The following is a 24,598-nucleotide window of genomic DNA, read 5'->3' as shown; positions in this document are numbered from 1 at the left end:
CGCAGCGCTGATCCAGATCAATGCCGCGCGCCGCGGCGGGTTTATGCTGGCTGCGTCTTGGACAGGAAGCGCAGCGATGCATGTGGATATCGCCATTGTCGGTGCCGGCCCCGCGGGCCTGTGTTTCGCCCGGTCGCTGGCCGGTAGCGGCCTGTCGCTGGCGCTGATCGAACCGCAGCCGCGCGCGGCCCTGGCCGAGGCCGCCTTCGATGGGCGCGAGATCGCGCTGACCCACGCCTCGCGCAGCTTGCTCGAGCAACTGGACCTGTGGTCGCGGATCGATCCGGACGCGATCGCGCCGCTGCGCGATGCGCGGGTGATGAACGGCTCCTCGCCATTCGCGCTGACCTTCGCCGCCAGCCAGGACCGCCGCGGCGACCTGGGCTGGCTGGTGCCCAACCACCTGATCCGCCGCGCCGCGTTCGCCGCGGTGCAGGCGCAGCCGGGCCTGACCCTGCTCGACGGCGTCTCGGTGCAGGCGCTGCGCAGCGACGACAGCCAGGCGCAGCTGCGCCTGTCCAATGGCCAGGCGCTGACCGCGCGCCTGGTGGTGGCGGCCGACAGCCGTTTCTCGACGACCCGGCGCATGCTCGGCATCGGCGCGCAGATGCGCGATTTCGGCCGCAGCATGCTGGTATGCCGGGTGCGTCACGAGCGCCCGCACCACCATACCGCGTGGGAATGGTTCGGCTACGGCCAGACCCTGGCGCTGCTGCCGCTGCACGGCAACCAGGCCTCGGCGGTGCTGACCCTGCCGCCGGATCGCGCGCAGGCGCTGCTGGACATGGACGAAGCCGCGCTGGGCGCGGAGATCAGCGCCCGCTTCGAGCACCGGCTCGGCGCGATGACGCCGATCGTGCGGCCGCAGGTGTATCCGCTGGTCGCGGTGTACGCGCGACGTTTCGTCGGCAAGCGCTACGCGCTGATCGGCGATGCCGCGGTGGGCATGCATCCGGTGACCGCGCACGGCTTCAATTTCGGCCTGCAGAGCCAGGCGCGGCTGGCGCGCGCGCTGCATGCGGCCGCGGCGCAGGGCCGCGACATCGCCGCGCCGGCCCTGTTGGCCGGCTACGAACGCGGCCACCGCCTGGCCACGCGCCCGCTGTACGAGGCGACCAACGCGATCGCCGCGCTGTACACCGACGACCGCCTGCCGGCGCGCGCGCTGCGCAACGCGGCCTTGCGCGTGGCCGACCGGGTGGCGCCGTTCAAGCGCGCGATCGCCGCGCATCTGACCCAGCGCGCGGCGGTGGGTGCGCGCTGAGGCGCGGACGCGCGTGGGATGTTGGGAGGCATATCCGTTGCTCGGCGAGCCACAGCGACAGCCGAGCCGCCAGGACAGCGCCACCGCAACGCTTCTTGCGCCTGCCTACATGCACCCTGTAGGAGCGGCTTCAGCCGCGACAGGGCGTCACCAGGAAAGTTCCGGTCGCGGCTGAAGCCGCTCCTACAAAAGGCGGTGGTGGCATGGCGGATTGATCGGCACGCGGATGTCGGCTGTCCTATTCGTTCGGCGAAGTAATTGTGGGAGCGACTTCAGTCGCGACGGGCTCTACCGGTAACGCCCGTCGCGACTGAAGTCGCTCCCACAAAAAATATCGTTGCCTGGGACCGATGCAGGAAAGCGCCTAGCGCTGCGGCGTGTCGCCGAGACGCCGTTCGTCAGCCCTGGCGATGAGTTGGGCGAGGGCGCCTTGCACATCGCCCGAGCGCTGCGCCGCTTCGATCGGCGCGATGGCCCAGGCGCAGTCGGCGTGGCGCAGGTGCAGGCGCCAGTCGCCGGCCCAGGCATCCAGCTCGTCCAGCCCCAGGAAGATCGCGCCGCCACGGTCGGCATGCCCGCCATGGATGGACTGCGCCAGGCACAGCGGCCGCGCTGCGGCCGGATCGACCAGCACTTCGTACACGTCGTGCAGCGGATCGTCCGCAGACGGCGCGATGTTGCGCATGCCGATGCTGATCAGCATGGCGCTGCTGCCGCGTCGTGCCACCGGGCAAGCGACGCGCAAGGCGCGCCGTCCATGCTCATGCCTTGCCGATCACCCGGATCTGCACGTCGTCCAGCGCCACCACCTGGCCCGCGCGGATCTTGCAGGCCTTGCGCACTTCCACTTCGCCGTCCACGCGCACCTGGCCTTCGCTGATCACGGTCTTGGCGGCGCCGCCGCTGTCGCACACGCCGGTCAGTTTCAGCAGGTGCTTGAGTTCGACGTAGTCGCTTTCTAATTGGAGATCGATGGTCTGCATTGGGGGACGCTGTTCGGAAATCGGCGCCCATTGTCGGTCATTCGCGGACGAAACGCTCGGACTTCGCGCCGCGCACGCCGCGCTGGACATCTGCGCGTGTACCGCGACGCAGTGGCTGCGCCCTCAGTCGTGCCGAAAACGCTCCACCTCGTCGAGCAGACCGCTGGCCTTGCGCAGGCTCGCTCCGCCCAGGCTGTCGTCGACTATGCGCCGCAGCCGCGGCCGCCCGGGATGGCGCGAACAGCGATAGAGCCATGCGCTGCCCGCAAGACCCGCCACCCCGACGCCGAGCCCGATCCACACCACGGCCTGCGCCCGCGCCAGCAGGTCGATGCCGGCGAGCGCGGCCAGCACCATCAGTACCGGCACCCACAGCAGCCACCACGACAGCCCGCAGACCACGCCGCTGCCGACGTACCAGCGCCGGGTGCGCGCGATCCGGCGCTGGATCTCCAGCACCGGTGCGCTGTAGTCGATCTGCAGCAGCCGGCCCAGGACGATGCCGGCCAGCGCCACGGTGGCCACGCCATAGGCATGCACCACCACGCCGGCGGCGATCAGGTACGCCGGCAGCGCACCGCCGCGGCTCCACAGTAGGCCGGCCAGGGCGATGCAGCACAGGCCGAACGGCAGCTGCAGGAGCTGGCCCCACAGCAGCGGGCGCAGGCTGCGCTGCACGCGCTGCAGGTTGTGCTGCAGCAGCAGCTGCGCTTGCAGGCGGTCGTGGCGTTGCAGGCGCTGATCCAGCGCGTGCCAGGCTTGTTTCAGTTCGTCGGGGTGCATGGGGCGGGTCCTGTGGAAGAGTCAGAGTTCGTCGCGGAGGCGTTGCTTGAGGCGGCCGATCTTGGTGGAGACGTTGCTTTCGCCGATGCCCAGGATCTCGGCGATCTCGCGCTGCGGGCGGTCGTCCAGGTACAGCAGCGCCAGCGCCCGCTCCAGCGCCGGCAACTGCGCGATGAAGCGGTACAGGGCCTGCACCTGGCGTTCGCGCTCCGGGTCGGCGGCATGCGGGTCGGCGATGTCCAGGTCCTGCAGCGGCAGGGTCTGCCGGTGCGCGCGGCTGCGCCCGCGCAGGTCGCCGATCGCCACGTTCAGCGCGATCCGGTACAGCCAGGTGGAGAACGGCCGCTGCCGGTCGTAGCGGGGGAAGGCCCGCCAGGCCTGCGCGGCGATCTCCTGGATCAGGTCGGCACGGTCGTCCGGATCCCGGCAATAGCTGCCGGCCACTTTCGCGGCGATGCCGCGGTGCGCCTGGAACAGCGTGGCGAAGTCGGCTGGGGGCGGGGCGGCGGGGGGGGGAGCGTCGGGCATGGGACGGGTCGCGGAAGGGTCTGCAAGGTGGTTCGCGGCAGGCCGAGGTTTCTCACGCCTGAACGGCTTCGTTCACCCGGTTTCGACATGCGGCCCGCCAAGGCGCACAATGTGCTTCTTTGCGCCTGCCGGTTCTCTGCGGCGCCTCCGGAGTCTCCCATGTCCCAAGATACCCCCGCGCCGCTGCTGTTCGCAGATCTCGGCCTCTCGCCTGCTGTGATGAAGGCCGTCGCCGATGTCGGCTACGAGTCGCCGTCGCCGATCCAGGCCGCCACCATTCCCGCGCTGCTGACCGGCCGCGACCTGCTCGGCCAGGCCCAGACCGGCACCGGCAAGACCGCCGCGTTCGCGCTGCCGATTCTGTCGCGGCTGGACTTCAACCAGCGCAAGCCGCAGGCGCTGGTGCTGGCGCCGACCCGCGAGCTGGCGATCCAGGTCGCCGAGGCGTTCCATCGCTACGCCGGCGCGATCCCCGGCTTCCAGGTGCTGCCGGTGTACGGCGGCCAGCCCTACGTGCAGCAGCTGTCGGCGCTCAAGCGCGGCGTGCACGTGGTGGTGGGCACCCCGGGACGGGTCATCGACCATCTCGAGCGCGGCACCCTGGATCTGTCGGAGCTGAAGACGCTGGTGCTGGACGAGGCCGACGAGATGCTGCGCATGGGCTTCATCGACGACGTCGAGGCGGTGCTGAAGAAGCTGCCGGCCTCGCGCCAGGTGGCGCTGTTCTCGGCGACCATGCCGACCGCGATCAAGCGCATCGCGCAGACCTATCTGAACGATCCGGCCGAAGTCATCATCGCCTCCAAGACCACCACGTCGGCGAACATCCGCCAGCGTTACTGGGCGGTCAGCGGCCTGCACAAGCTCGACGCGCTGACCCGCATCCTGGAAGTGGAACCGTTCGACGCGATGATCGTGTTCGCGCGCACCAAGGCCGCCACCGACGAACTGGCGCAGAAGCTGCAGGCGCGCGGCCTGGCCGCCGCGGCGATCAACGGCGACATCCAGCAGTCGCAGCGCGAGCGGGTGATCCAGCAGCTCAAGGACGGCAAGCTCGACATCCTGGTCGCCACCGACGTGGCCGCGCGCGGCCTGGACGTGGAGCGGATCAGCCACGTGCTGAACTACGACATCCCGTACGACACCGAAAGCTACGTGCACCGCATCGGCCGCACCGGCCGCGCCGGCCGCAGCGGCGAGGCGATCCTGTTCGTCAGCCCGCGCGAGAAGGGCATGCTGCGCGCGATCGAACGCGCCACCCGGCAGCCGATCGAAGAGATGCAGCTGCCCAGCGTCGACGCGGTCAACGACCAGCGCGTGACCCGCTTCATGGAAAAGATCAGCGAGACCATCGCAAGCGGCGGCATCGACACCTACCGCGATCTGCTGCAGCGCTTCGAGACCGAGAAGAACGTGCCGATGGTCGAAGTGGCCGCCGCGCTGGCGCGCCTGCTGCAGGGCGACACGCCGCTGCTGCTGGCGCCGGAGCGGGCGCGTCCGCCGCAGGGCGAGCGCTTCGAGCGCCCGGGCGCCGAGCGCCGCGAGCGCGCCGACCGCGGCGAGCGCAGCGAACGTCCCAAGTTCGAGCCCAAGTTCGACCGCGAGGCGCGCCCGCCGCGCCGCGACGAGGGCGAGCGCGCGCCGCGTGCGCCGCGTCCCGCGCCGGCCGGGCACGGCCCCGACTTCGACTACCAGCGCGACGTCGGCAGCTTCGAGGCGCCGCGCCGCGACAAGGCGCCCAAGGCGCCGCGCGGCGAGCCGGAAGTGGGCATGGAGACCTACCGCATCGAGGTCGGCCACCAGCACGGGGTCAAGCCGGCCAACATCGTCGGCGCGATCGCCAACGAGGCCGGCCTGGAGAGCAAGTACATCGGCCGCATCGACATCCACGACGACCATTCGGTGCTGGACCTGCCGGCGGACATGCCGCGCGAACTGCTGACCCACCTGAAGAAGGTCTGGGTCTCCGGCCAGCAACTGCAGATGCGCAAGCTCGACGGCGACGACGCCGGCGCCAGCGCGCCGTTCAAGCCGAAGTTCGCGCGCGCCGCCGGCAAGCCCGGCGGCCGCCCGAACGCGGCCGGTCCGCGCCCGGCCGGCGCCGCCACCCGCATCGCCGACCGCGCCGGCGAACGCCCGCCGCGCAAGGGGCCGCCGAAGCGCTGAGGGGCCGGGATTGGGGATTCGGGAGTGGGGATTCGTCCCCGCTCCTGTGTCCCTGAGTCCCTCGCTGCCGCCACAGATGGCGGTAGCCCGCTTTTGCCACTCCCGAATCCCGACTCCCGAATCCCCGCTCAATGTCCATCCGCCTCAACAAGCACATCGCCGAAACCGGCTACTGTTCGCGCCGCGAGGCCGACCGGCTGATCGCCGCGCGCCGCGTCACCGTCAACGGCCGGCCCGGCGGGGTCGGCGCGGTGGTGGGCGAGGGCGACGAGGTGCAGGTCGACGGCCAGCCGCTGCGCGCGCGCGCCAAGCAGAAATCCGGCCGCCGCCATGTCTACATCGCGCTGAACAAGCCGGTCGGGGTGACCTGCACCACCGAGAGCGAGGTCAAGGGCAACATCGTCGATTTCGTCGGCCACGAGCAGCGCATCTTCCCGATCGGGCGCCTGGACAAGGAGTCCGAGGGCCTGATCCTGATGACCAGCAACGGCGACATCGTCAACGAGATCCTGCGCGCCGAGAACCGCCACCAGAAGGAATACCTGGTGGCGGTGAACAAGCCGGTCAGCGACGAGTTCCTGCGCGGCATGGCGCGCGGGGTACGCGTGCACAACGAGACCACGCTGCCGTGCCGCACCGCGCGGATCGCCAAGTTCGGCTTCCGCATCGTGCTCGAGCAGGGTCTGAACCGGCAGATCCGGCTGATGGCCGCCGCGTTCGACTACCGCGTCACCCAGCTGCGCCGGGTGCGCATCGACAACATCAAGCTCGGCGCGCTGAAGCCGGGGCAGTGGCGCAACCTCACCGAGCAGGAACTGCGCGGCCTGCTGCCGCAGCGCCAGGACTGGTAAGGCCGGCCGCGGCGCGGCTTTTCACTGGCAGTTGTGCCGAAATTGGCGATACTCCGCGGCGCATCCCGCTGCCCTGCCGCCCGCTCCCGTGATCAAGCCACGCAAGCCCGACAACGAAGCCGACCGCCTGCGCGCGCTGCATGCGCTGCAGATCCTGGATACCGAGCCGGAAGCGTCCTACGACGACCTGGTCGGCATCGCCGCCAGCCTGTGCGATACGCCGTCGGCGCTGATCTCGCTGGTCGATGACGAGCGGCAGTGGCTGAAGTCGCAGCGCAACGTCACCCTGCTCAGCACCTCGCGCGACGACTCGTTCTGCGGCCACACCATTCTCGCCCCGCAGGACGTGCTGGTGGTCGCCGACGCGGCCGCGGATCCGCGGTTCGCGTTCAACCCGCTGGTCACCGAGGTCGGCGTCCGCTTCTATGCGGGCGCGCCGCTGTTGAACCGCGAGGGGCTGGCAGTGGGCGCGCTGTGCGTGCTCGACCACCGCCCGCGCACGCTCGAGCCCGAGCAGGTGGTGGCGTTGCAGGCGCTGTCGCGGCAGGTGATGCAATTGATCGAGCTGCGCCGCACCAGCCACGCGCTGGCGTTGCAACTGCGCGAACGCGAACGCTACGAGCAGCAACTGGCCCGGTACCAGGCTTCGCTGGAATCGCTCAACGCCGACCTGCTCGAGCAATCGCGCACCGATCCGTTGACCGGGCTGTTCAACCGCCGCGCCTTCGCCACCGCGTTGATGGTCAATGCGGAGACCGCGCAGTTCGGCGCCGTGCCGCTCAGCGTGGCCTTGCTCGACCTGGACTATTTCAAGCACATCAACGATCTGCACGGCCACGACAAGGGCGACGCGGTGCTGCTGGCGCTGGCCGACATGCTGCGCGCGCAGGCGCCGCCGGACAGCCTGGTGGCGCGCTACGGCGGCGAGGAATTCGCGATCCTGCTGCCGGGGCTGGACGCGCGCCAGGCCATGCACGAATGCGAGACGCTGCGCCAGGAAGTCTCCCTGCTGCAGCTCGGCGTGCCGTTGACCGCCAGCTTCGGCGTGGCCACCCAGCAGCCGGGCGAAAACGCCGATCAGTTGCTCAAGCGCGCCGACCAGGCCCTGTACCGGGCCAAGCGCGCCGGCCGCGATTGCGTCTCGCTGGCGCAGTGAACCGCGCCGGCGGCGGGTTCAGTCCAGCGCGTTCTTCGCTTCGGAGGTCGCCAGCAGTTCCGGGTGCCGCAGCGGCTTGTCGCGGGTCAGCAACGGATGCAGGAACACCGCGCCCAGGATTACCGCCACGCCGAGGTAGAACAGCGCGGTGAGCTCCTTCTGCTCGTCCAGCAGCAGGATCGCGAACACGATCGCGTAGACCGGCTCCAGGTTGGTCACCAACTGCACCGCGTAGGCGCTGAGGCGGCGCAGCGCGACCAGCGCCAGGGCGAACGGCAGCAGCGTGCACAGCAGCGCCAGGGCGAGCAGCAGCAAGGTGTCGTGCAGGCTCGGCAGCACCAGCAACGGGCCGCTCAGCGCCGGCAGCACGAACGGCAGCAGCGGCGCCAGCAGGGTCAGGGTCAGGGTGCCGGCGCCAAGTTCCAGCGCGGTCACGGTCAGCGGATCGGCATGGTCGACCAGGCGCTTGTTGAGCGAGCCGAACGCGGCGACGAACAGCGCCGAGACCGCGCCGACCACGACGCCGGCGCGCATCCCGTCGGGCACGCCGCCGACCACCAGCGCCACGCCCGGCAGCACCGCCAGGCCGAACACCAGTTCGCTGGGGCGGAACGGGCGCTTGGCCACCCACGGTTCGATCACCGCGGTGAACACCGGCGCCAGCGCGATGCAGGTCGCCGCCACCGAGGCGTTGGCCAATTTGATCGCGCCGTAGAAGGTCAGCCAGTGCAGGCCGACCAGGGCGCCGACCACGGCGTAGCCGAGCGCCAGCTTCGGGGTCAGCGCGGCCAGCCCGCGCCACACCCGCGGCAGCAGCGCCAGTGCCGCCACCACCATCAGCATCCGCCACCACACCAGTGGCAGCGCCGGCAGGGTGATCAGCTTGCCGAGGATCGCGGTGATTCCCCACAGCAGCACGCAGAAATGGATTTGCAGTTGGGCTTTGGTGGTGGGGTGCAGGGGCATGGCGCCTATTGTCGCGTAAACCGCCGGCGCGGCGGACGGCGTTTTCGCCGGGGACCCTGCAATCGCGTCGCCGGTGCCGCGTCAATCGCCGGGTGGAGCGCGCTTTGCGCGCGCACGCGCGTGCAGCGCGGTCAGCAGCGGCACCAGCAGCGAGGTCACGATCACCGAGGTCGCCACCAGCGCGGTGGCGGCCGGGGCCGCCGCACGGAACTGCGGCGCCATCGCCGCGATCAGCGCCGGCGTGGCCACCGCGGCGCCGGCGGTGCTGGAGGCGGCGATGCCGGCGCTGCCGCTGCCGCCGCCGAGCAGCCGATCGGCGAACAGCAACGGGATCCCGGTGACGACGACGACCAGCATGCCGAGCAGCACGCCGGGCACGCCGGCGCTGGCGATCACGTGCAGGTCCAGCGTATTGCCCAGCGCGAAGGCGAAGAACGGGATCAGCGCGGGCACCGCCGCGGCGAACAGCGCGCGCAGCTGCGGATCCAGGTTGCCGAGCGCGAACCCCACCAGCAGCGGCAACACCGCACCAAGGAACAGGCGCGGCTCGAACACCGCGATGCCGGCGCTGCCGAGGATCAGCATGGTCATCAACGGGCCCGATTCCAGCGACATCAGCACCACCGCACCGGCTTCGCCGGGCTTGCCGTACTGCTGCATGAGCGAGGCGAACAGCCCGCCGTTGGTCATGTCCATCGCCGCGACGAGGGCCAGCACCGAGACGCCTTTCCAGCAGCCCTGCGCGATCCCCGCCGGCGGCAGCAGCCGTGCCGCGAGCACCGCCACCAGCCAGGCCACGCCGAGCTTGGTCAGCAGCAGCACGCCGGACTGGCGCAGGATCCGGCCGCTGGCGCGCAGCTGGATCGAGGCGCCCATGCACAGGAACCACACCGCCAGGATCGGCACCACGCCGCCGATCAGGCCCTGGCTGAACGAGCCGAGGAAGGCGCCGGCCTGCGGCCATGCGCTATGGCAGGCGGCGCCGAGCAGCAGCGGCACCAGCATCATGCCGCCTGGAACGCGTTCGAGCGTGCGCTTGATCTGCATCGGGATTGGATGTCCGCTCGGGAAAAAAGGCGCGTCCGGCGCCGGCATGCGCCGGTGTCGTTCTGCGTTCCCGCTTGTACTGCAACTGCATTGCGCGAAGGGTGTCGCGGCGCGGTGCCGTCTGTGCCCGGTTCAGCCGCACGTCGCAGCGGTACTGTGCGGTCGGTCGCCTGCGCCTGCGCCTGCCCGCGCTCGCTCGCGCCGCTGCCGTGTGCTCAGCGCTTGCCGAGTTCGGCCAGCAGCGCCATCGCTGCGGCCGGATTGCGTTCCTTGGCCGCGCTGATGAAATAGACGAAGACCTCGCGCGGCTTGGCCCTGGCGGTCGGCGTGCCGGCGTGCGGCAGCGCGTCCGGATCCTCGCCGCGGCGCCAGGCCTGCGCCTGCGCCGCCCAGGCGCGCAATTCCTTGGGCGCATAGCCGTGCGCCAGTTCGGCGCGGCTGCGCATCAGCCGCGCGTAGACGAAGTCGGCGCTTAGATCGGCGAAGGAGGGGAAGTCGGGCGAATCGGTGAACACCGTGGCCACGCCGTGGCGGCGCACCAGCTCCAGCAGGCGCGGGCCGACGCAGGCCGGGTCGCGCACTTCCAGCACATGCCGCAGGCGGCGGCCGCCGGCCTGCGGCGGCAGCAGCTCCAGGAATGCGGCGAGCTCGTCGAGGTCGAGCGTGCGGCCGTGCTCGAACTGCCAGACCAGCGGGCCGAGCTTGTCGCCGAGCGTGGCGATGCCGCCGACGAAGTCCTGGATCTGCGCGCCGGCCGCGGCCAGCTTGCGCATGCCGGTGATGCGCTTGGGCGCCTTGGCCGAGAACAGGAAATCGGCCGGCGCCTCGTCGCGCCAGCGCGCATAGGTATCCGGTTTCTGCGTGCCGTAGTAGGTGCCGTTGATCTCGATGCTGGTGACGTGGCGGCTGGCGTATTCCAGCTCGCGGCGCTGCACCAGTCCCTGCGGGTAGAACATGCCGCCGCGCCATGGCGCATAGGTCCAGCCGCCGATGCCGACGCGGATGCCGTCCGGCGCGGCCGGGGCGGAGTCGAAGAGATCGTTCATGGCAGTGCACGCCGGCGCGGACAGGGAGGCGAATTGTGCCGCAGCCCGCGCCTGTGTCGCGTGCATGGCCGCTGCGGCTGCCGCCGCGTTGGCGTCGCGCTACCATCCAGGCGCCGCCTACTGCCCGGACCGACCATGACCTGGACCACTCCCGATCTGTGCGACGACCATCCCGAGGTGCAGGTCGCCGAACCGCTGTTCCACAGCTACGGCGGCCACGCCGCGTTCTGCGGGCGGATCGTCACCGTGCGCTGCTTCGAGGACAACTCGCGGGTACGCGAATTGGCGGCCACGCCCGGCGCCGGCCGCGTCATCGTCGTCGACGGGCAGGGCTCGCTGCGCTGCGCGCTGCTCGGCGACCAGATCGCCGAGAACGCGGTACGCAACGGTTGGGCCGGGCTGTTGATTTACGGCGGCGTACGCGACGTGGAGGCGTTGGCGGCGCTGCCGCTGGGCGTGCAGGCGCTGGCCGCGATCCCGCGCAAGACCGAAAAACGCGGCCTCGGCGAGGTCGATGTGCCGCTGCAGTTTGCCGGCGTGGCGTTCGTGCCCGGGCACTGGCTGTACGCCGATCGCAACGGCGTGCTGGTCGCCGCGCAGGCGCTGCACGCGGCGTGAGCGTGTCTTCTCGGCAGGGCTGACGCCCTGCCTAGCGGCTGCGCCACGCGCGCGGCACCCGCGCCGCTGCGGTACTCCCCGGCAGCCCGCGCCTGGCGGACGCGGCGCGGCTATGCAGCGGAGATCCGACTCGCGGCCGTCGCACCGACCCGCGCGCGTTCGGCGTCCATGTCGGCCAGCGGCCGCACCTCGATGCTGCCGAAGCGCGACCACGGGAAGTGCTTGGCGATGCGTACCGCCTCGTCGTGGTCGCGCGCATTGATCAGGTTGAAGCCGGCGAGCAGTTCGCGCGTCTCGGCAAAGGGGCCGTCGGTGATGCGCAGCTGGCCCTGGCGCGAGCGCAGGGTGCGGGCGCTGGCCACCGGCTGCAGTTGCTGCGCCAGCACCAGGGTGCCGTCGGCCTGCAGCGCATCGGCGTGCTGCAGGCAATCGCGCATCAGGCTGTCGTATTCCTCGGCGGGCAGGGCCTGCAGCAAGGAGTCGTCGATGTAGATCAGCAGCAGGAATTGCATGGGGCGAGCGGCCGGCGGCAACGGGAGGCCCATGATCGCTCAGCGCGCTGCGGCCGTGTGTTGCGGCGCCGCATCCGATCTCCCCGAAATTTTTTGCGCAGGTCTGTCGATTTCCGTCTTCCCCGGGCGTCGTACCCAATGCACGGTCCCACCAGCGGCCGCACCCAGGAAGAACGCGATGAAAGTGATGGTATTGGTCAAGGCGACTGCCGACTCCGAGACCGGGCGCCTGCCCAGCGAGGACGAGTGGCGGGCGATGAGCGCCTACAACGATCAGTTGGCCGAGGCCGGGATCCTGCTTGCAGCCGAAGGCCTGCAGCCCAGCTCTCGCGGCCGCCGCGTGCGTTTCGAGCCGCAGCAGCGGCAGGCGATCGACGGTCCCTTCGCCGCGACGGGCGACTTGGTGGCCGGATTCTGGCTGTGGCAGGTGCGCTCGCTGGACGAGGCCACCGAGTGGCTCAAGCGTGCCCCGTTCGAAGCAGGCACCGAGGTCGAATTGCGCCCCTTGATGGACCTGCAGGAACTTGGCGACGCCCTCCCTCCCGATCTGCTGCAGGCCCGGCAACGCCGCCTGCGCGAGTGCAATCCCGGCTGAGCCAAGCCATCACTGCCACCACCACCGCAAGGAGAGACCAAGATGAAACTGATTCCGTTCCTGAGCTTCGACGGCAGCACCCACGAGGCGATGGCGTTCTACGCGCAGGCCCTGGGCGGCAGCGTCGTGTCGGAAATGACCTATCGCGACATGCCGCCCAGCGACAGCATGGACGGCTGCGGCGAGATGCCGCCGGACACGCTGGACCAGGTCGCGCACAGCCAGCTCGAAGCCGGCGGCGCGGTGCTGATGGCGGCCGACAGCCACGCCGCGCAGGGCGCCGGCACCACCACCATCAACGTGGAGGTGGATTCGGTGGAGGAGGCCGAACGGGTGTTCGCCGCGCTGGGCGCCGGCGGCCAGGTCGGCATGCCGCTCGCCGAGACGTTCTGGGCGCAGCGCTGGGGCATGCTGGTCGATCGCTACGGCAAGCCGTGGATGGTCAACTGCATGAAACAGCCGTGATTCCCACGCATTCCTGCATGCCCTTGATCGAGAAACGCCGCCATGTCCGATGCGCCGCAGATGATCTTCGTCAACCTCCCGGTCCGCGATCTGGAGGCCTCCAAGGCCTTCTTCGCGGCGTTGGGCTACGCCTTCAATCCGACCTTCACCGACCAGAATGCGGCCTGCATGATCGTCAGCGACAGCATCTTCGTGATGCTGCTGACCGAGCCGTTCTTCGCCGGCTTCACCAGCAAGCCGATCAGCGATGCGCGTGTGCGCACCGAGGTCATCACCGCGTTGTCGGCACCCAGCCGCGCCGCGGTCGATGCGTTGCTGGGAAAAGCGCTGGCCGCAGGCGCGCGCGAGCCGCAGCCGCCGCGCGACTACGGTTTCATGTACCAGCGCGGCTTCGAGGATCCCGATGGCCACCTGTGGGAGATCGCGCACATGAGCGGCGCGCCGGGCTGAGCGCGACTGCCGCCGCGGCTTGTGCCGCGGCGCATCCGGTGCTCTGATTCCGCGCATGGAGACCGCGTTCGCGCAACGCCTGGAGACGGTCTGGCGCATGGAGGCGCCGGGCCTGATCGCGCGCCTGTCCCGGCTGCTCGGCGGCGACGTCGGCCGCGCCGAGGAACTGGTCCAGGACACCTGGCTGGCCGCGCTGGAGCGCTGGCCCGCGCAGGGCATTCCCGACAACCCCGGAGCGTGGCTGATGACCACCGCGCGCAATCGCGCCATCGACGTGCTGCGCCAGCACCAGCGCATCGCCGGCCAGCACGCGCAGTGGGGCGAGGCGCTGCAGCCGCAGGCGCTGCCCGCGCCGGACGACAGCGACGCGCTGCAGGACGACATCGGCGACGACCTGCTGCGGCTGATGTTCGTGGCCTGCCATCCGCTGCTGCCGGCCGACGCGCGGGTGGCGCTGACCCTGCGCCTGCTCGGCGGTCTGACCACCGAGGAGATCGCGCGCGCGTTCCTGTTGCCGGAGCCGACCATCGCGCAGCGCATCGTCCGCGCCAAGCGCACCCTGGCGCAGAAGCGGGTGCCGTTCGAGGTGCCGCGGCAGGCGGCGCTGCGACAGCGCCTGGCCTCGGTGCTGGAAGTGGTCTACCTGGTGTTCAACGAAGGCTATGCGGCCAGTGCCGGCGACGACTGGATGCGTCCGGCGCTGTGCGAGGAGGCGCTGCGGCTGGGCCGGGTGCTGGCGCATCGGTTGCCGGCGTGGCCGCAGGTGCATGGGCTGCTGGCGCTGATGGAACTGCAGGCCTCGCGCAGCGCTGCGCGGGTGCGCGCCGACGGCAGCCCGGTGCTGTTGCCAGAGCAGGACCGGGCGCGCTGGGACTGGCTGCAGATCGCGCGCGGCCAGGACGCGCTACGGCGCGCGCATGCGCTGGGCGGCGGCGACGACGCCTACGTGCTGCAGGCGGCCATCGCCGAATGCCATGCCTGCGCGCGCCGCGCCGAGGACACCGACTGGACGCGGCTGGCGGCGCTGTACGCGCGGCTGGCGCAACGGCATCCTTCGCCGGTGGTGGAGCTCAACCGCGCGGTGGCGGTGGCGCGTGCCGAGGGCGCGGCTGCGGCCTGGGCCTTGCTGCAGCCCTTGCGCGAGGATCCGCGGCTGCGCGACTACGCGCCGCTGGCAGCGGCCTGCGGCGATGTGCTGCAGCGCCTGGGCCGCACCGATGAGGCGCGCGCGGCCTTCGCGCAGGCCGCCGCGCTCACCGCCAACATGCGCGAGCGGCAGGCGCTGCTGGCGCGAGCGGCGGCGCTGTAGCGCGGCACTGCCGCGCATGCCGCCGGCTGTCCTACACTCCGTGCTGCGCTGGCGCGGGGTGGGGTGGCGCATGCGGCATCGCTGCGCTGCGGACGATGTCGGGCAGGGGTGCCGCCTCGCCTCACTGCCGGATCGCCCTGCGGTTTGACGGCTGGCATGGTGGTTGGCGAGGCGGCCTGCGCCGCGCCGCGGACGTAAGCCGCGGTACTGCGCCGGCTTGGTTCTTTTTCGGTTTTTTCTGCGAGGAGCGACGGATTTGAAGACGATGTCGATGGGCTGCGGCCTGTTGTTGGCGATGACCGCCACCGCGCAGGCGCAGGCGCCCGCTCAGGTGGACGCCGCATTGCCGCCTGCGCTGCAGGACCTGGATACGCGGGTCGAGCGCGTGCGCAAGCAGTTCGACGTGCCCGGCATCGCCATCGCCATCGTCAAGGACGGCCAGGTGGTACTGGAGCGCGGCTACGGCGTGCGCGAACTCGGCAAGCCCGAGCCGGTGGACGCGCAGACCCTGTTCGCGATCGCCTCCAACACCAAGGCGTTCACCGCCGCGTCGCTGTCGATCCTGGCCGACGAGGGCAAGCTCGCGCTCGACGACCGGGTGATCGAGCACCTGCCGTGGTTCCAGATGGCCGATCCCTACGTGACCCGCGAGATGCGCGTGCGCGACCTGCTCAGCCACCGCAGCGGACTGAGCCTGGGCGCCGGCGACCTGTTGTTCTGGCCGGCGACCAGCTACAGCAACGAGGAGGTGGTGCGGCGCCTGGCGCAGGTGCCGCTGAAGGGCGGCTTCCGCGACCGCTATGCCTACGACAACATCCTCTACGCAGTGGCGCAGAAGGTGATCGAGCAGGTTTCCGGGCAGTCCTACGCAGAATTCGTGCGCCAGCGCATCTTCGTGCCGGTGGGCATGAGCGGCGCGCGCATCAACAGCGACTACCTGCAGCCCGGCGATCGCGCGGCGGTCGGCCATGCCAAGTTCGATTTCCGCGACCTGCGCCCGGTGCCGCCCCTGACCTGGTCGAACAATTCCGGCGCTGGCGGCATCTACGCCAGCGTGCACGACATGGCCAAGTGGATGCAGGTGCAGCTCGACGGCGGACGCCTGCCGTCGGCCGATGGCCAGGAGCGGCGCCTGTTCAGCGCGCAGCGGCAGCAGGAGATGTGGCAGGTGATCACCCCGATCGCCATCGCCGAACCGAGCGTGCCGCAACTGCTGCCGGCCAAACCCAACTTCGCCGGCTACGGCGAGGGCTGGAGCCTGAGCGACTACCGCGGGCACAAGCTGGTCTGGCACACCGGCGGCTGGCCGGGCATGGTGTCGCGGCTGACGCTGCTGCCGGAGCAGAAGCTGGGCGTGATCGTGCTGACCAACCAGGAGGTCGGCGCGGCGTTCAACGCGCTCACCCTGCAGGTGCTCGATGCCTACCTGGGCGCGCCGACGACCGACTGGACCGCCGCCTATGCCGCCGCGGTGGCCAAGGCCGACGCGAAGGCCGACGAGGACTGGAGCAAGCACCAGGCTGCGCGCGATGCCACCTCCAGGCCGTCGCTGCCGCTGGCCGGCTATGCAGGGACCTATCGCGATCCGTGGTACGGCGAGGTGGCGATCGTGCAGCGCGGCAAGCAGCTGGAACTGCGTTTCAGCAAGACCGCGCAACTGGTCGGCACGCTGGAGCACTGGCAGCACGACACCTTCATCGTGCGCTGGCGCGACCGTTCGCTCAATGCCGATGCCTTCGTCAATTTCGCGCTGACCCCCGACGGCAAGGTGCGCGAGGTACGCATGGAAGCGATCTCGCCGCTGACCGATTTCAGCTTCGATTTCCAGGACCTGTTGTTGACCCCGGTGGCCGCCGCGTCGTGAACGAGGCCGTGGCGATGCTCTCGCACGCGCATCTCGGGGTGAACGACTTCCCGGCCGCGTTCGCGTTCTATGCGCCGCTGTTGCAGGCACTGGGGCTGCAGCTGAAATTCCGCGACGACGCGCGCGGCTGGGCCGGCTGGACCGCGGCGGACGCGCCGCGGCCGCTGCTGCTGATCGGCCGTGCCTTCGACGGCCAGCCGGCGACCCCGGGCAACGGGCAGATGCTCGCATTGCAGGCGGCGAACCGGGCGCTGGTGGATCGTTGCCATGCGCTGGCGTTGTCACAGGGCGGACGCTGCGAAGGCGCACCCGCGCTGCGCGCGCACTACCACCCGCACTATTACGGCGCGTACTTCCGCGACCTGGACGGCAACAAGCTGTGCGTGTGCTGCCATGGCGCGGAATGAGCACGGTGGCTGCGGCGATGCCGCGGGCCGCCGTCCCGGTGCAGGTGCGCGGCGCAGGAAACGAGTGTAGATCGCCAGGCCAGCTGTAGGAGCGGCTTCAGCCGCGACCTGGAAACCGGAAGGCCTCCGGCTCCGCCAGCAGTCGGGACTGAAGTCCCTCCCACAAGAAGCAGGTCGGCGTGCGGATAGCCTTCGACGCGCACCGCTTTTTTGTAGGAGCGGCTTCAGCCGCGACATCGAAGCCGGAAGGCCTGCGGCTCCGCCAGCAGTCGGGACTGAAGTCCCTCCCACAAGAAGCAGGTCGGCGTGCGGATAGCCTCCGACACGCACAGCTTTTTGTAGGAGCGGCTTCAGCCGCGACCTCGAAGCCGGAAGGCCTGCGGCCCCGGCAGCAGCCGGGACTGAAGTCTCTCTCACAAGAAGCAGGTCGGCGTGCGGATAGCCTTCGCCACGCACCGCTTTTTTGTAGGAGCGGCTTCAGCCGCGACATCGAAGCCGGAAGGCCTGCGGCCCCGGCAGCAGTCGGGACGGAAGTCCCTCCCACAAGAAGCCTGGCCGGACGTGCGGATAGCCTCCGACACGCACGGCTTTTCGTAGGAGCGGCTTCAGCCGCGACATCGAAGCCAGAGGGTCTGCGGCTCCGGCAGCAGTCGGGACGGAAGTCCTTCCCGCAAGAAACCATATAGCGGCAGCACCGTTCCCACAGTTACTCGTGCAGTGCCAGGTGACCGCGATCGATCATGCCGCGTCGGTACCGGTATCGCCGCGCACCAGCGCGAAACCCTCGTCCAGCCAGCCGGTGACGCCGCCGATCATCAGCTTCACCGGCCGTTGCAGCGCGGCCAGGCGCACGGCCGCCTTGTCGGCACCGTTGCAGTGCGGGCCGGCGCAATACACCACGAACAGGGTGTCGGCCGGATAGGCGGACAGCTTGCCCTGCACGATCTTGGCGTGCGGCAGGTTGCGCGCCCCCGGCAGGTGGCCCTGTGCGTACAGCGCCGGGGAACGGACGTCGAGCAGGACGAAGCCGGCGTCGGCGCCGGACATCGCGGCGTGCACGTCCCAGCAATCGGTCTCCAGCGAGCGCTTGGCGGCGAAATGGCGCAGCGCGTCGGCGCTGGAGGCGGCAGGTGTCTGCAGCACGGGGTTCGGCATGGGCGTGTCCTCGGGGTGGGAGCGGACAGTGTGCCGCCGGCGCCACCGCGGCTACACTGGCAGGATTGACGAACATCGGTCATTTTCTGCCATGACGAAAACGCCGCCCTACGTGGTCGCGCTGGCCTATCCGAACCTGTGCCTGTTCGAGTTCGGCATCGCCGCCGAGCTGTTCGGCCTGCAGCGGCCGGAACTGGACCTGCCCTGGTACCGCTTCGGCGTGGCGATGACCGCGCGCAAGGTGCACAGCGGCATCGGCGGGCTGCGGGTCGCCGCCGACGGCGGTCTGGAACTGTTGCGCAAGGCGCATACGATCGTGGTGCCGGGCTGGAGCGGGACGGCGGTGTTGCCCGGCGCAGCCTTGAAGGCGGCGCTGTGCGCGGCGCATGCACGCGGCGCGCGGCTGCTGTCGATCTGCTCGGGCGCGTTCCTGCTCGGCCATTGCGGGTTGCTCGACGGGCGCAGGGCGACCACGCATTGGCGTTACGCGCAGCAGTTCCAGGACCGCTTTCCGGCCAGCACGCTGGTCTGCGATGCGCTGTACGTGGAAGACGGCCGCATCGTGACCTCGGCCGGCAGCGCCGCGGGCATCGATGCCGGCCTGCATCTGATCCGCAGCGACTTCGGCACCGCCGTGGCCAACCGCGTGGCGCAGCGCCTGGTGATGCTGCCGCACCGCGAGGGCGGGCAACGCCAGTTCGTCGCCAGCCCGGTCGCCGCGCCGCGCAGCCATCCGTTCGACGGCGTGTTCGACTGGGCGCGGCAGCAGTTGCACACCGGTATCGGCGCCGCGGACCTGGCCCGGGCGGCGGCGATGAGCGAACGCAACTTCTACCGCCGCTTCAAGGCCGCGATCGGCACCACCCCCGCGCATTGGCTGCAGCAGGAGCGGGTGCGCGCGGCGAAAGCCTTGCTGGAGGACGGACGGCTGGATCTGGAGCGGGTGGCCGCGGCCTGCGGCTTCGAGACGCTGGAGGCGTTCCGGGCCGCGTTCCGGCGCCATGTGGGCGTGGCGCCTTCGGTGTACCGCAGCGGCTTCGGGCAGTTCGCCTGAGGCCTGAACGCGTGCGCAGGCCGAGCCACCCAGCGCGAGCGCACATGGCGAGGACACCGGCATCGGCTACGCTGCGCGTCTTGCAAGAGGATGGTCCGCAATGTTCCGCTGGTTCGAGTCGCTGATTCCCGTATTCCCCGAGATCGATCCGCGCACGCCGCCGCGCGGAGTGTGGCGCTTCTACGCGTTCTACCTGCGCCCGGTATGGCCGGTGTTCGCCGCCACGCTGGTGGCCGGGCTGCTGCTGGCGCTGGTCGAGGTGGCGATGTTCGATTTCCTGGCGCGCATCGTCGATCTGGTGGCGGAGGCGCCGGGGCTGGACTTCTTCGCGCGCCACCGCGACGAACTGCTGTGGATGGCCGCCATCACCCTGATCGCGCGGCCGCTGCTGACCGGGCTGCACAACCTGCTGGTCAACCAGGCGATCCTGCCCGGGCTGAGCAACCGCACGCGCTGGCTGATGCACAGCTACGTGGTGCGGCAGAGCCTGAATTTCTTCCAGAACGATTTCGCCGGACGCATCGCCAACCGGGTCATGCAGACCGGTACCTCGCTGCGCGATTCGGCGGTGCAGATGGTCGATGCGCTGTGGTACATCCTGGTCTACACCGGCACCGCGCTGTACCTGTTCGCGCAGGCCGACGCGCGGCTGATGCTGCCGTTGATCGGCTGGCTGGTCGCCTACGTGGCACTGATGGCGTACTTCGTGCCGCGCTTGCAGCAGCGTGCGTGGATCGCCTCGGAGGCGCGCTCCAAGGCGATGGGCCGCATCGTCGACGGCTATACCAACATCGCCACGCTGAAGCTGTTCGCGCATGCGCGGCGCGAGGAGGCCTACGTGCGCGAGTCGATCCAGGAGCTTGCGGTCAAGCACTGCGGGCAGACTCGGATGACTACCGCCATGGATTCCTCGATCGCCGCGTTGAACGGCTTCCTGATCGTCGGCACCTGCGCGCTGGCGCTGTGGCTGTGGAGCCAGGGCCGGATCAGCGTCGGCGCGATCACCCTGGCCACCGGGCTGGTGATCCGCATCCACAACATGTCCGGCTGGATCATGTGGGTGGTCAACGGCATCTTCGAGGACATCGGCACGGTGCAGGACGGCATGGAGAGCGTGGCCCAGCCGATCCAGGTGCAGGACCGCGCCGATGCGCAGGCGCTGCAGGTCAGCCGCGGCGAGGTGCGTTTCGAGCACATCCATTTCCACTACGGCAAGCGCGGCGGGGTGATCGCCGGGCTCGACCTGCAGGTGCGCGCAGGCGAGAAGATCGGCCTGGTGGGGCCGTCGGGCGCCGGCAAATCGACCCTGGTCAACGTGCTGCTGCGGCTGTACGACCTGGAGAGCGGGCGCATCCTGATCGACGGCCAGGACATCGCCACGGTGACCCAGGAAAGCCTGCGCGGGCAAATCGGCCTGGTCACCCAGGACACCTCGCTGCTGCACCGCTCGATCCGCGACAACCTGCTGTACGGCCGCCCCGACGCCAGCGAGGCGCAACTGCTGGCGGCGGTGCGCAAGGCGCGCGCCGACGGCTTCATCGACGCATTGCGCGACGGCGAAGGCCGCAGCGGCTACGAGGCGCATGTCGGCGAACGCGGGGTCAAGCTGTCCGGCGGCCAGCGCCAGCGCATCGCCATCGCCCGGGTGCTGCTGAAGGACGCGCCGATCCTGGTGCTGGACGAAGCCACCTCGGCACTGGATTCGGAAGTGGAGGCGGCGATCCAGGACAGCCTGGACGAACTGATGGCAGGCAAGACGGTGATCGCGATCGCGCACCGGCTCTCGACCATCGCGCGCATGGACCGGCTGGTGGTCATGGACCAGGGCGCGATCGTCGAAACCGGCACCCACGCCGAACTGGTCGCGCACGGAGGCCTGTACGCACGGCTGTGGGCGCGGCAGACCGGCGGATTCGTCGGAGCGCGCTAGCGAGCGGCGTCATCGCATTCGCGCTAACGCCCCCACAGTTTGCTACGCAAACCGTGGGCCCCGGCTCATCACCATCCAGATCCCCCGCGCCTGTCGGCGCGCCCCCCTTGACTCAAGGGGGGCTTTTCTCCAGTTGGATCGCGCGAGGTTATCGGGCGCGGGGGACCGCTTCTACGAATCCCCACTCCCGAATCCCAAATCCCGGCCTCTCACTGAATCGGCTCGTCCAGCATCAGCTCGCGCACGAAACGCACCGGCGGCGCGCCGTAGGACAGCACCTGGTCGTGGTAGGCCTTCAGGTCGAACTTGTCGCCGAGCTTGGCCTGCATCGCCTTGCGCAGGTCCAGGTGTTCCTGCACGCCGACGAAGTAGGTCGGCAGCTGCGCGGAGGTGAGCTGCGCGCGCACCCACTTGCCTTCGGCTTCGCTCTGCTGCTGGAAGGTGTCGTGCACCATCAGCCGCATGGCCTGTTCCTTGCTCCAGTTGTCCACGTGCACGCCCTGGTCGAGCAGCGCGTTGGCGAGGGTGCGCAGGTAGAACTTCAGCTGCACCAGATGGAACAGCGGATCGTTGTCCAGGTAGCCCTGCTCCTGCATCATCCGTTCGGTGTACACGGCCCAGCCCTCGGCGAAGGTGCCGGAGCGCAGCACGCCGCGCAGGGTCGAGGGGAACTTGGCCGAGTGCCAGCCTTCGACGTAATGGCCGGGCACGCCTTCGTGGATGCTCAGCAGGTGGATCATGCGGCCGTTGTATTCGCGCAGGAACGATTCGGCCTGCTGCGCGCTCCAGTCGTCGGGAATCGGCGACACCGCGTAGAAGGTCTTCAGGTTCTTGTCCAGCGGGCCGGGCGAGTCGCAGTACGCCACCGCCACGCCACGCTGGAACTCGGGCATCAGGATGATGTCCACCGGCGCGTCGGGCAGGGTCAGCAGGTTCTTGCTGCGGACGAATTCGGTGGAGGAAGCCAGCGACGCCTTGGCGTCCTCGACCACCTTGTCGCGCGCCGGGTGCTGCGCGTAGGCCAGCTCCAGCGCCGCCTCGATCGCGGCCTGCTGCTGCGCGTCGCTCGGCGCATCGACCAGCGCCGGCACGTTCGGGCGGTCTTTCAGCACGGTGCGGGCGATGCCGTACATCTCCTCGCGCACGCGCTTGAGCTCGGCCTCGGCGCGCTGCTTGATCTCGGCGCGCGACAGCGAGGAGTTGAGCGCGAATTTCAGCTTCTGGTCGTATTTCTCCGCGCCGATGCGGAAATCGCCCTTGGCGTTGGGCACCAGGGTCTTGTCCAGCCAGGTCTGCTGTTCGGCCACCGCTTTCTTCAGCCCGTCGATCGCCGCCTGCAGGCGCTGCGCGTCGGCATCCGGCAGTTCCTTCACGTGCGGAGCGATGAACGTATCGACGATGCTGAGGATGCCCTGGTTCTGCTTGGCCACGGTCTGCGCGTTGATCTGCGGCACCCGCGCCGGGTCCAGGTTCGCGCGCGCCTGCGCGAACAGCGCCGGGATCTTCTCCATGCGCGCGGTGGCGGACTTCAGCCGCTCCGGCAGCGGCGCGAATTCGCGCGCCATCAAGCCGTAGATCGCGCCGCCGGCCAGGCCGTTGTAGACCTGCGGATCCCAGGCCCAGCTCTGCGACACTTCGCTGCTCCAGATGTCCGACTGCAACTGGTTGCGCAGGATCGCCGCATCCACCTGGTTCTCGCGCGAGAGCTTGGTCACCTGCAGCTTGTCCAGGTCCGCCAGCAGCTGCTTGCTCGCCTCCAGGCTCTTCTGCCGGCCGGCGGCACTGAGATCGTCCAGCTCGCTGTCGTAGCGGTGATCGCCGGTCTGGGTGGCGCCGACCGGGGACAGCTGCATCCAGGTGTCCACGGCACGCTTGGACAGCGCGGCGAAGGCGGCGTCGGCGGCCGGGTCGGCCGCATCGGCGGCCGCGCCGGGCGTGGCGGCGGGCGCCGCGGTCGGCGCGTCGGCGGGTTTCTGGCAGCCGGCGAGGGCGGCGAGCAGGGCGGCAGCGAGCAGGTGCTTGCGCATCGGGTTTCCTGTGGTGGGTCGATTCCCAAGCATAGGCGGCCGCGGCGGCGCGCGCACCTGTCGTGGATTATTCTGGCGCCTCTTCTTGGACGGGAGCGCAGGGATGAACTACACGGGCAGTTGCCATTGCGGCCGCATCGCATTCGAACTGGAAACCGAGGCGCCGATCGCCGAGGTCTACGACTGCAACTGCTCCATGTGCCGCCGCCGCGGCGGGCTGCTGTGGTTCGGCGCGCGCGCGGCGCTATCGCTGCGCAGCGCGCCGCAGGCCTTGGGCACGTATCGGTTCCATCGCCAGCACATCGACCATCACCATTGCCCGGACTGCGGCATCGCGCCGTTCAGCGAAGGCACCCATCCCAAGACCGGCGAGGCGACGGTGGCGGTCAACGTGCGCTGCCTGCCCGAACTGGACCTGCGCGCGCTGCAGGTGCACGCGGTGGACGGAGCGAGCCTGTGACGGCGCGCTCGCGGTACTGGTGGCTACCTACCATGGTGTGGGAGCGAGTTCAGTCGCGACGGGCTGCACCGGGAAGGCCTGTCGCGACGGATGGCCCGAGTCCACCCGGCGTCGCTCCCGCAAGAAGCACCATCCGCATCGTCTGTGCGCCCTTGATGCTGATGCTGGCGCTCGCCGCCTGCTCCAAGCACAGCGCCGAAAGCGCGGCCGAGGCGCCCGCTGCCGCGCCCGCCGCGGCACCGACCGCGGACGGACGCGCGGCGATGCTGGCCTACGAGCACGAGGTGAACGTGCAACTGCCGGCGGCGCAGATCGAGGCGCGGCTCAAGCAGGCCCAGGACAGCTGCCTCAACGGACGCTTCGGCGCCTGCAACGTGCTGTCGCTGCAGCAAAGCGGCGGTGATTATCCGCGGGCCGCACTGAGCGTGCGCATCGTGCCCGCCGGGGTGGAGCCGATGATCGCGCAGGCCGGCAATGGCGGCGAGATCGGCAGCCGCAGCACCCATGCCGAGGACCTGGCGCAGGCGGTGCAGGACAACGCCGCGTTGCAGCAGCGCCTGCAGGCCGAACAGCGCCGCCTGCAGGAATTCCAGCAGCGCCGCGACCTCAGCGTCGCCGACATGATCAGCCTGTCGGCGAAGCTGGCCGAACTCGATACGCAATTGCTGGCCGCCAGCCAGGAGGCGGCGCAGCAGCGCCGGCGTATCGAGACGCAGCGGTTGACCCTGCAGTTCGCCGCGCTCGACGGCGAACGCAGCCGCAGCGAGATCGGCGAAGCCTTCGCCGACACGGGCGCGATCTTCGCCTCCGCCACCGCCTGGGCGATCCGTACGATCGCGGCGCTGACCCCGTTCGTGCTGCTCGGGGTGATGCTGTGGTGGCTGGTCGCCTGGCTGCGTCGGCGACGCAGGCGCGCTTAGAAAGTTGGCGCTCGCCAGGTGCCACTTGTGTAGGAGCGGGGT

The 24,598-nt window shown here is 70.1% G+C and carries 25 protein-coding genes; 15 read left to right on the top strand and 10 right to left on the bottom strand.

Features of this window, described 5'->3' with window-relative positions; all coding sequences use genetic code 11:
* The first annotated feature begins 76 nt into the window (after nt 1-76).
* Entirely contained in the window at nt 77-1,264 is a 1,188-nt protein-coding gene (gene ubiM / locus H9658_RS13000) for a 5-demethoxyubiquinol-8 5-hydroxylase UbiM (protein WP_191825642.1), read from the top strand.
* A 364-nt stretch (nt 1,265-1,628) separates the two neighbouring features.
* On the opposite strand, the gene H9658_RS12995 is transcribed toward ubiM, so the two are convergent.
* The 4 genes from H9658_RS12995 to H9658_RS12980 all read right to left on the bottom strand — a co-directional run bounded on the left by H9658_RS12995 (nt 1,629) and on the right by H9658_RS12980 (nt 3,558).
* A complete protein-coding gene (locus H9658_RS12995) occupies nt 1,629-1,967 on the bottom strand; it encodes a hypothetical protein (protein ID WP_191825641.1) in 339 nt (112 codons plus the stop codon).
* A 58-nt stretch (nt 1,968-2,025) separates the two neighbouring features.
* On the bottom strand, nt 2,026-2,247 hold the full coding sequence (locus H9658_RS12990; RefSeq protein ID WP_179565964.1) for an RNA-binding S4 domain-containing protein: 222 nt from the start codon (nt 2,245-2,247) through the stop codon (nt 2,026-2,028).
* 123 nt (nt 2,248-2,370) lie between these two features.
* Nucleotides 2,371-3,030, bottom strand: a complete 660-nt coding sequence (locus tag H9658_RS12985) for a serine/threonine protein kinase (protein WP_191825640.1) — start codon at nt 3,028-3,030, stop codon at nt 2,371-2,373.
* 21 nt (nt 3,031-3,051) lie between these two features.
* Nucleotides 3,052-3,558, bottom strand: coding sequence for an RNA polymerase sigma factor (locus tag H9658_RS12980; protein ID WP_191825639.1), 507 nt, complete (start codon nt 3,556-3,558; stop codon nt 3,052-3,054).
* A gap of 159 nt (nt 3,559-3,717) precedes the next feature.
* Between H9658_RS12980 and H9658_RS12975 the strand changes: the two genes are divergently transcribed.
* From H9658_RS12975 to H9658_RS12965, 3 genes are all read left to right on the top strand, one after another.
* The gene (locus H9658_RS12975; RefSeq protein WP_179565959.1) at nt 3,718-5,724 is read left to right on the top strand and encodes a DEAD/DEAH box helicase; all 2,007 of its coding nucleotides are present in this window, start codon (nt 3,718-3,720) and stop codon (nt 5,722-5,724) included.
* Between the two features lie 131 nt (nt 5,725-5,855).
* A complete protein-coding gene (locus H9658_RS12970; protein WP_179565957.1) occupies nt 5,856-6,575 on the top strand; it encodes a pseudouridine synthase in 720 nt (239 codons plus the stop codon).
* Nucleotides 6,576-6,663: 88 nt separating this feature from the next.
* Nucleotides 6,664-7,731: a GGDEF domain-containing protein gene (locus tag H9658_RS12965; protein WP_191825638.1), complete on the top strand. Its 1,068-nt coding sequence runs from the start codon at nt 6,664-6,666 to the stop codon at nt 7,729-7,731.
* A gap of 18 nt (nt 7,732-7,749) precedes the next feature.
* Here the strand turns inward: H9658_RS12965 and H9658_RS12960 are convergent, their stop codons facing one another.
* From H9658_RS12960 to H9658_RS12950, 3 genes are all read right to left on the bottom strand, one after another.
* Nucleotides 7,750-8,697: a DMT family transporter gene (locus tag H9658_RS12960; RefSeq protein ID WP_179565953.1), complete on the bottom strand. Its 948-nt coding sequence runs from the start codon at nt 8,695-8,697 to the stop codon at nt 7,750-7,752.
* Between the two features lie 81 nt (nt 8,698-8,778).
* Complete coding sequence (kdgT, locus tag H9658_RS12955) at nt 8,779-9,744, bottom strand: 2-keto-3-deoxygluconate transporter (protein ID WP_191825637.1); 966 nt, start codon at nt 9,742-9,744, stop codon at nt 8,779-8,781.
* 215 nt (nt 9,745-9,959) lie between these two features.
* A complete protein-coding gene (locus H9658_RS12950; RefSeq protein ID WP_191825636.1) occupies nt 9,960-10,790 on the bottom strand; it encodes a DUF72 domain-containing protein in 831 nt (276 codons plus the stop codon).
* A 135-nt stretch (nt 10,791-10,925) separates the two neighbouring features.
* Between H9658_RS12950 and rraA the strand changes: the two genes are divergently transcribed.
* Complete coding sequence (gene rraA, locus H9658_RS12945) at nt 10,926-11,408, top strand: ribonuclease E activity regulator RraA (protein ID WP_191825635.1); 483 nt, start codon at nt 10,926-10,928, stop codon at nt 11,406-11,408.
* 110 nt (nt 11,409-11,518) lie between these two features.
* Here rraA and H9658_RS12940 read toward each other — a convergent pair whose 3' ends face one another.
* Nucleotides 11,519-11,920, bottom strand: coding sequence for a YciI family protein (locus tag H9658_RS12940; RefSeq protein WP_191825634.1), 402 nt, complete (start codon nt 11,918-11,920; stop codon nt 11,519-11,521).
* Nucleotides 11,921-12,098: 178 nt separating this feature from the next.
* On the opposite strand from H9658_RS12940, the gene H9658_RS12935 reads away from it, so the two are divergent.
* The 6 genes from H9658_RS12935 to H9658_RS12910 all read left to right on the top strand — a co-directional run bounded on the left by H9658_RS12935 (nt 12,099) and on the right by H9658_RS12910 (nt 17,010).
* A complete protein-coding gene (locus H9658_RS12935) occupies nt 12,099-12,515 on the top strand; it encodes a YciI family protein (RefSeq protein WP_191825765.1) in 417 nt (138 codons plus the stop codon).
* 42 nt (nt 12,516-12,557) lie between these two features.
* A complete protein-coding gene (locus tag H9658_RS12930) occupies nt 12,558-12,980 on the top strand; it encodes a VOC family protein (RefSeq protein ID WP_191825633.1) in 423 nt (140 codons plus the stop codon).
* A gap of 42 nt (nt 12,981-13,022) precedes the next feature.
* A complete protein-coding gene (locus H9658_RS12925) occupies nt 13,023-13,430 on the top strand; it encodes a VOC family protein (RefSeq protein WP_179565939.1) in 408 nt (135 codons plus the stop codon).
* Nucleotides 13,431-13,485: 55 nt separating this feature from the next.
* The gene (locus tag H9658_RS12920; protein WP_191825632.1) at nt 13,486-14,739 is read left to right on the top strand and encodes an RNA polymerase sigma factor; all 1,254 of its coding nucleotides are present in this window, start codon (nt 13,486-13,488) and stop codon (nt 14,737-14,739) included.
* Between the two features lie 256 nt (nt 14,740-14,995).
* Entirely contained in the window at nt 14,996-16,603 is a 1,608-nt protein-coding gene (locus tag H9658_RS12915) for a serine hydrolase (protein WP_191825631.1), read from the top strand.
* Nucleotides 16,600-17,010 carry a VOC family protein gene (locus H9658_RS12910; RefSeq protein ID WP_206259551.1) on the top strand — a complete coding sequence of 137 codons (411 nt, stop codon included), beginning with the start codon at nt 16,600-16,602 and terminating at the stop codon, nt 17,008-17,010. Before H9658_RS12915 ends, H9658_RS12910 begins: the two co-directional genes overlap by 4 nt.
* A 738-nt stretch (nt 17,011-17,748) precedes the next feature.
* On the opposite strand, the gene H9658_RS12905 is transcribed toward H9658_RS12910, so the two are convergent.
* Complete coding sequence (locus tag H9658_RS12905) at nt 17,749-18,165, bottom strand: rhodanese-like domain-containing protein (RefSeq protein WP_179565933.1); 417 nt, start codon at nt 18,163-18,165, stop codon at nt 17,749-17,751.
* A 91-nt stretch (nt 18,166-18,256) separates the two neighbouring features.
* Between H9658_RS12905 and H9658_RS12900 the strand changes: the two genes are divergently transcribed.
* Entirely contained in the window at nt 18,257-19,219 is a 963-nt protein-coding gene (locus H9658_RS12900) for a helix-turn-helix domain-containing protein (RefSeq protein WP_191825630.1), read from the top strand.
* A gap of 100 nt (nt 19,220-19,319) precedes the next feature.
* Nucleotides 19,320-21,149, top strand: coding sequence for an ABC transporter ATP-binding protein (locus H9658_RS12895; protein WP_191825629.1), 1,830 nt, complete (start codon nt 19,320-19,322; stop codon nt 21,147-21,149).
* 209 nt (nt 21,150-21,358) lie between these two features.
* On the opposite strand, the gene H9658_RS12890 is transcribed toward H9658_RS12895, so the two are convergent.
* Complete coding sequence (locus H9658_RS12890; protein ID WP_191825628.1) at nt 21,359-23,176, bottom strand: DUF885 domain-containing protein; 1,818 nt, start codon at nt 23,174-23,176, stop codon at nt 21,359-21,361.
* Nucleotides 23,177-23,279: 103 nt separating this feature from the next.
* Here H9658_RS12890 and H9658_RS12885 point away from each other — a divergent pair, with 103 nt between their 5' ends.
* On the top strand, nt 23,280-23,636 hold the full coding sequence (locus tag H9658_RS12885; protein WP_179565925.1) for a GFA family protein: 357 nt from the start codon (nt 23,280-23,282) through the stop codon (nt 23,634-23,636).
* Nucleotides 23,637-23,791: 155 nt separating this feature from the next.
* A complete protein-coding gene (locus H9658_RS12880; RefSeq protein WP_191825627.1) occupies nt 23,792-24,556 on the top strand; it encodes a DUF4349 domain-containing protein in 765 nt (254 codons plus the stop codon).
* The last annotated feature ends 42 nt before the right edge of the window (nt 24,557-24,598 follow it).

Origin of the sequence: Xanthomonas bonasiae, from assembly GCF_014836395.1 — a bacterium.
In the GTDB taxonomy this organism is placed as follows: Bacteria; Pseudomonadota; Gammaproteobacteria; order Xanthomonadales; family Xanthomonadaceae; genus Xanthomonas_A; species Xanthomonas_A bonasiae.
This window is presented reverse-complemented; position numbering and strand designations above follow the sequence as displayed.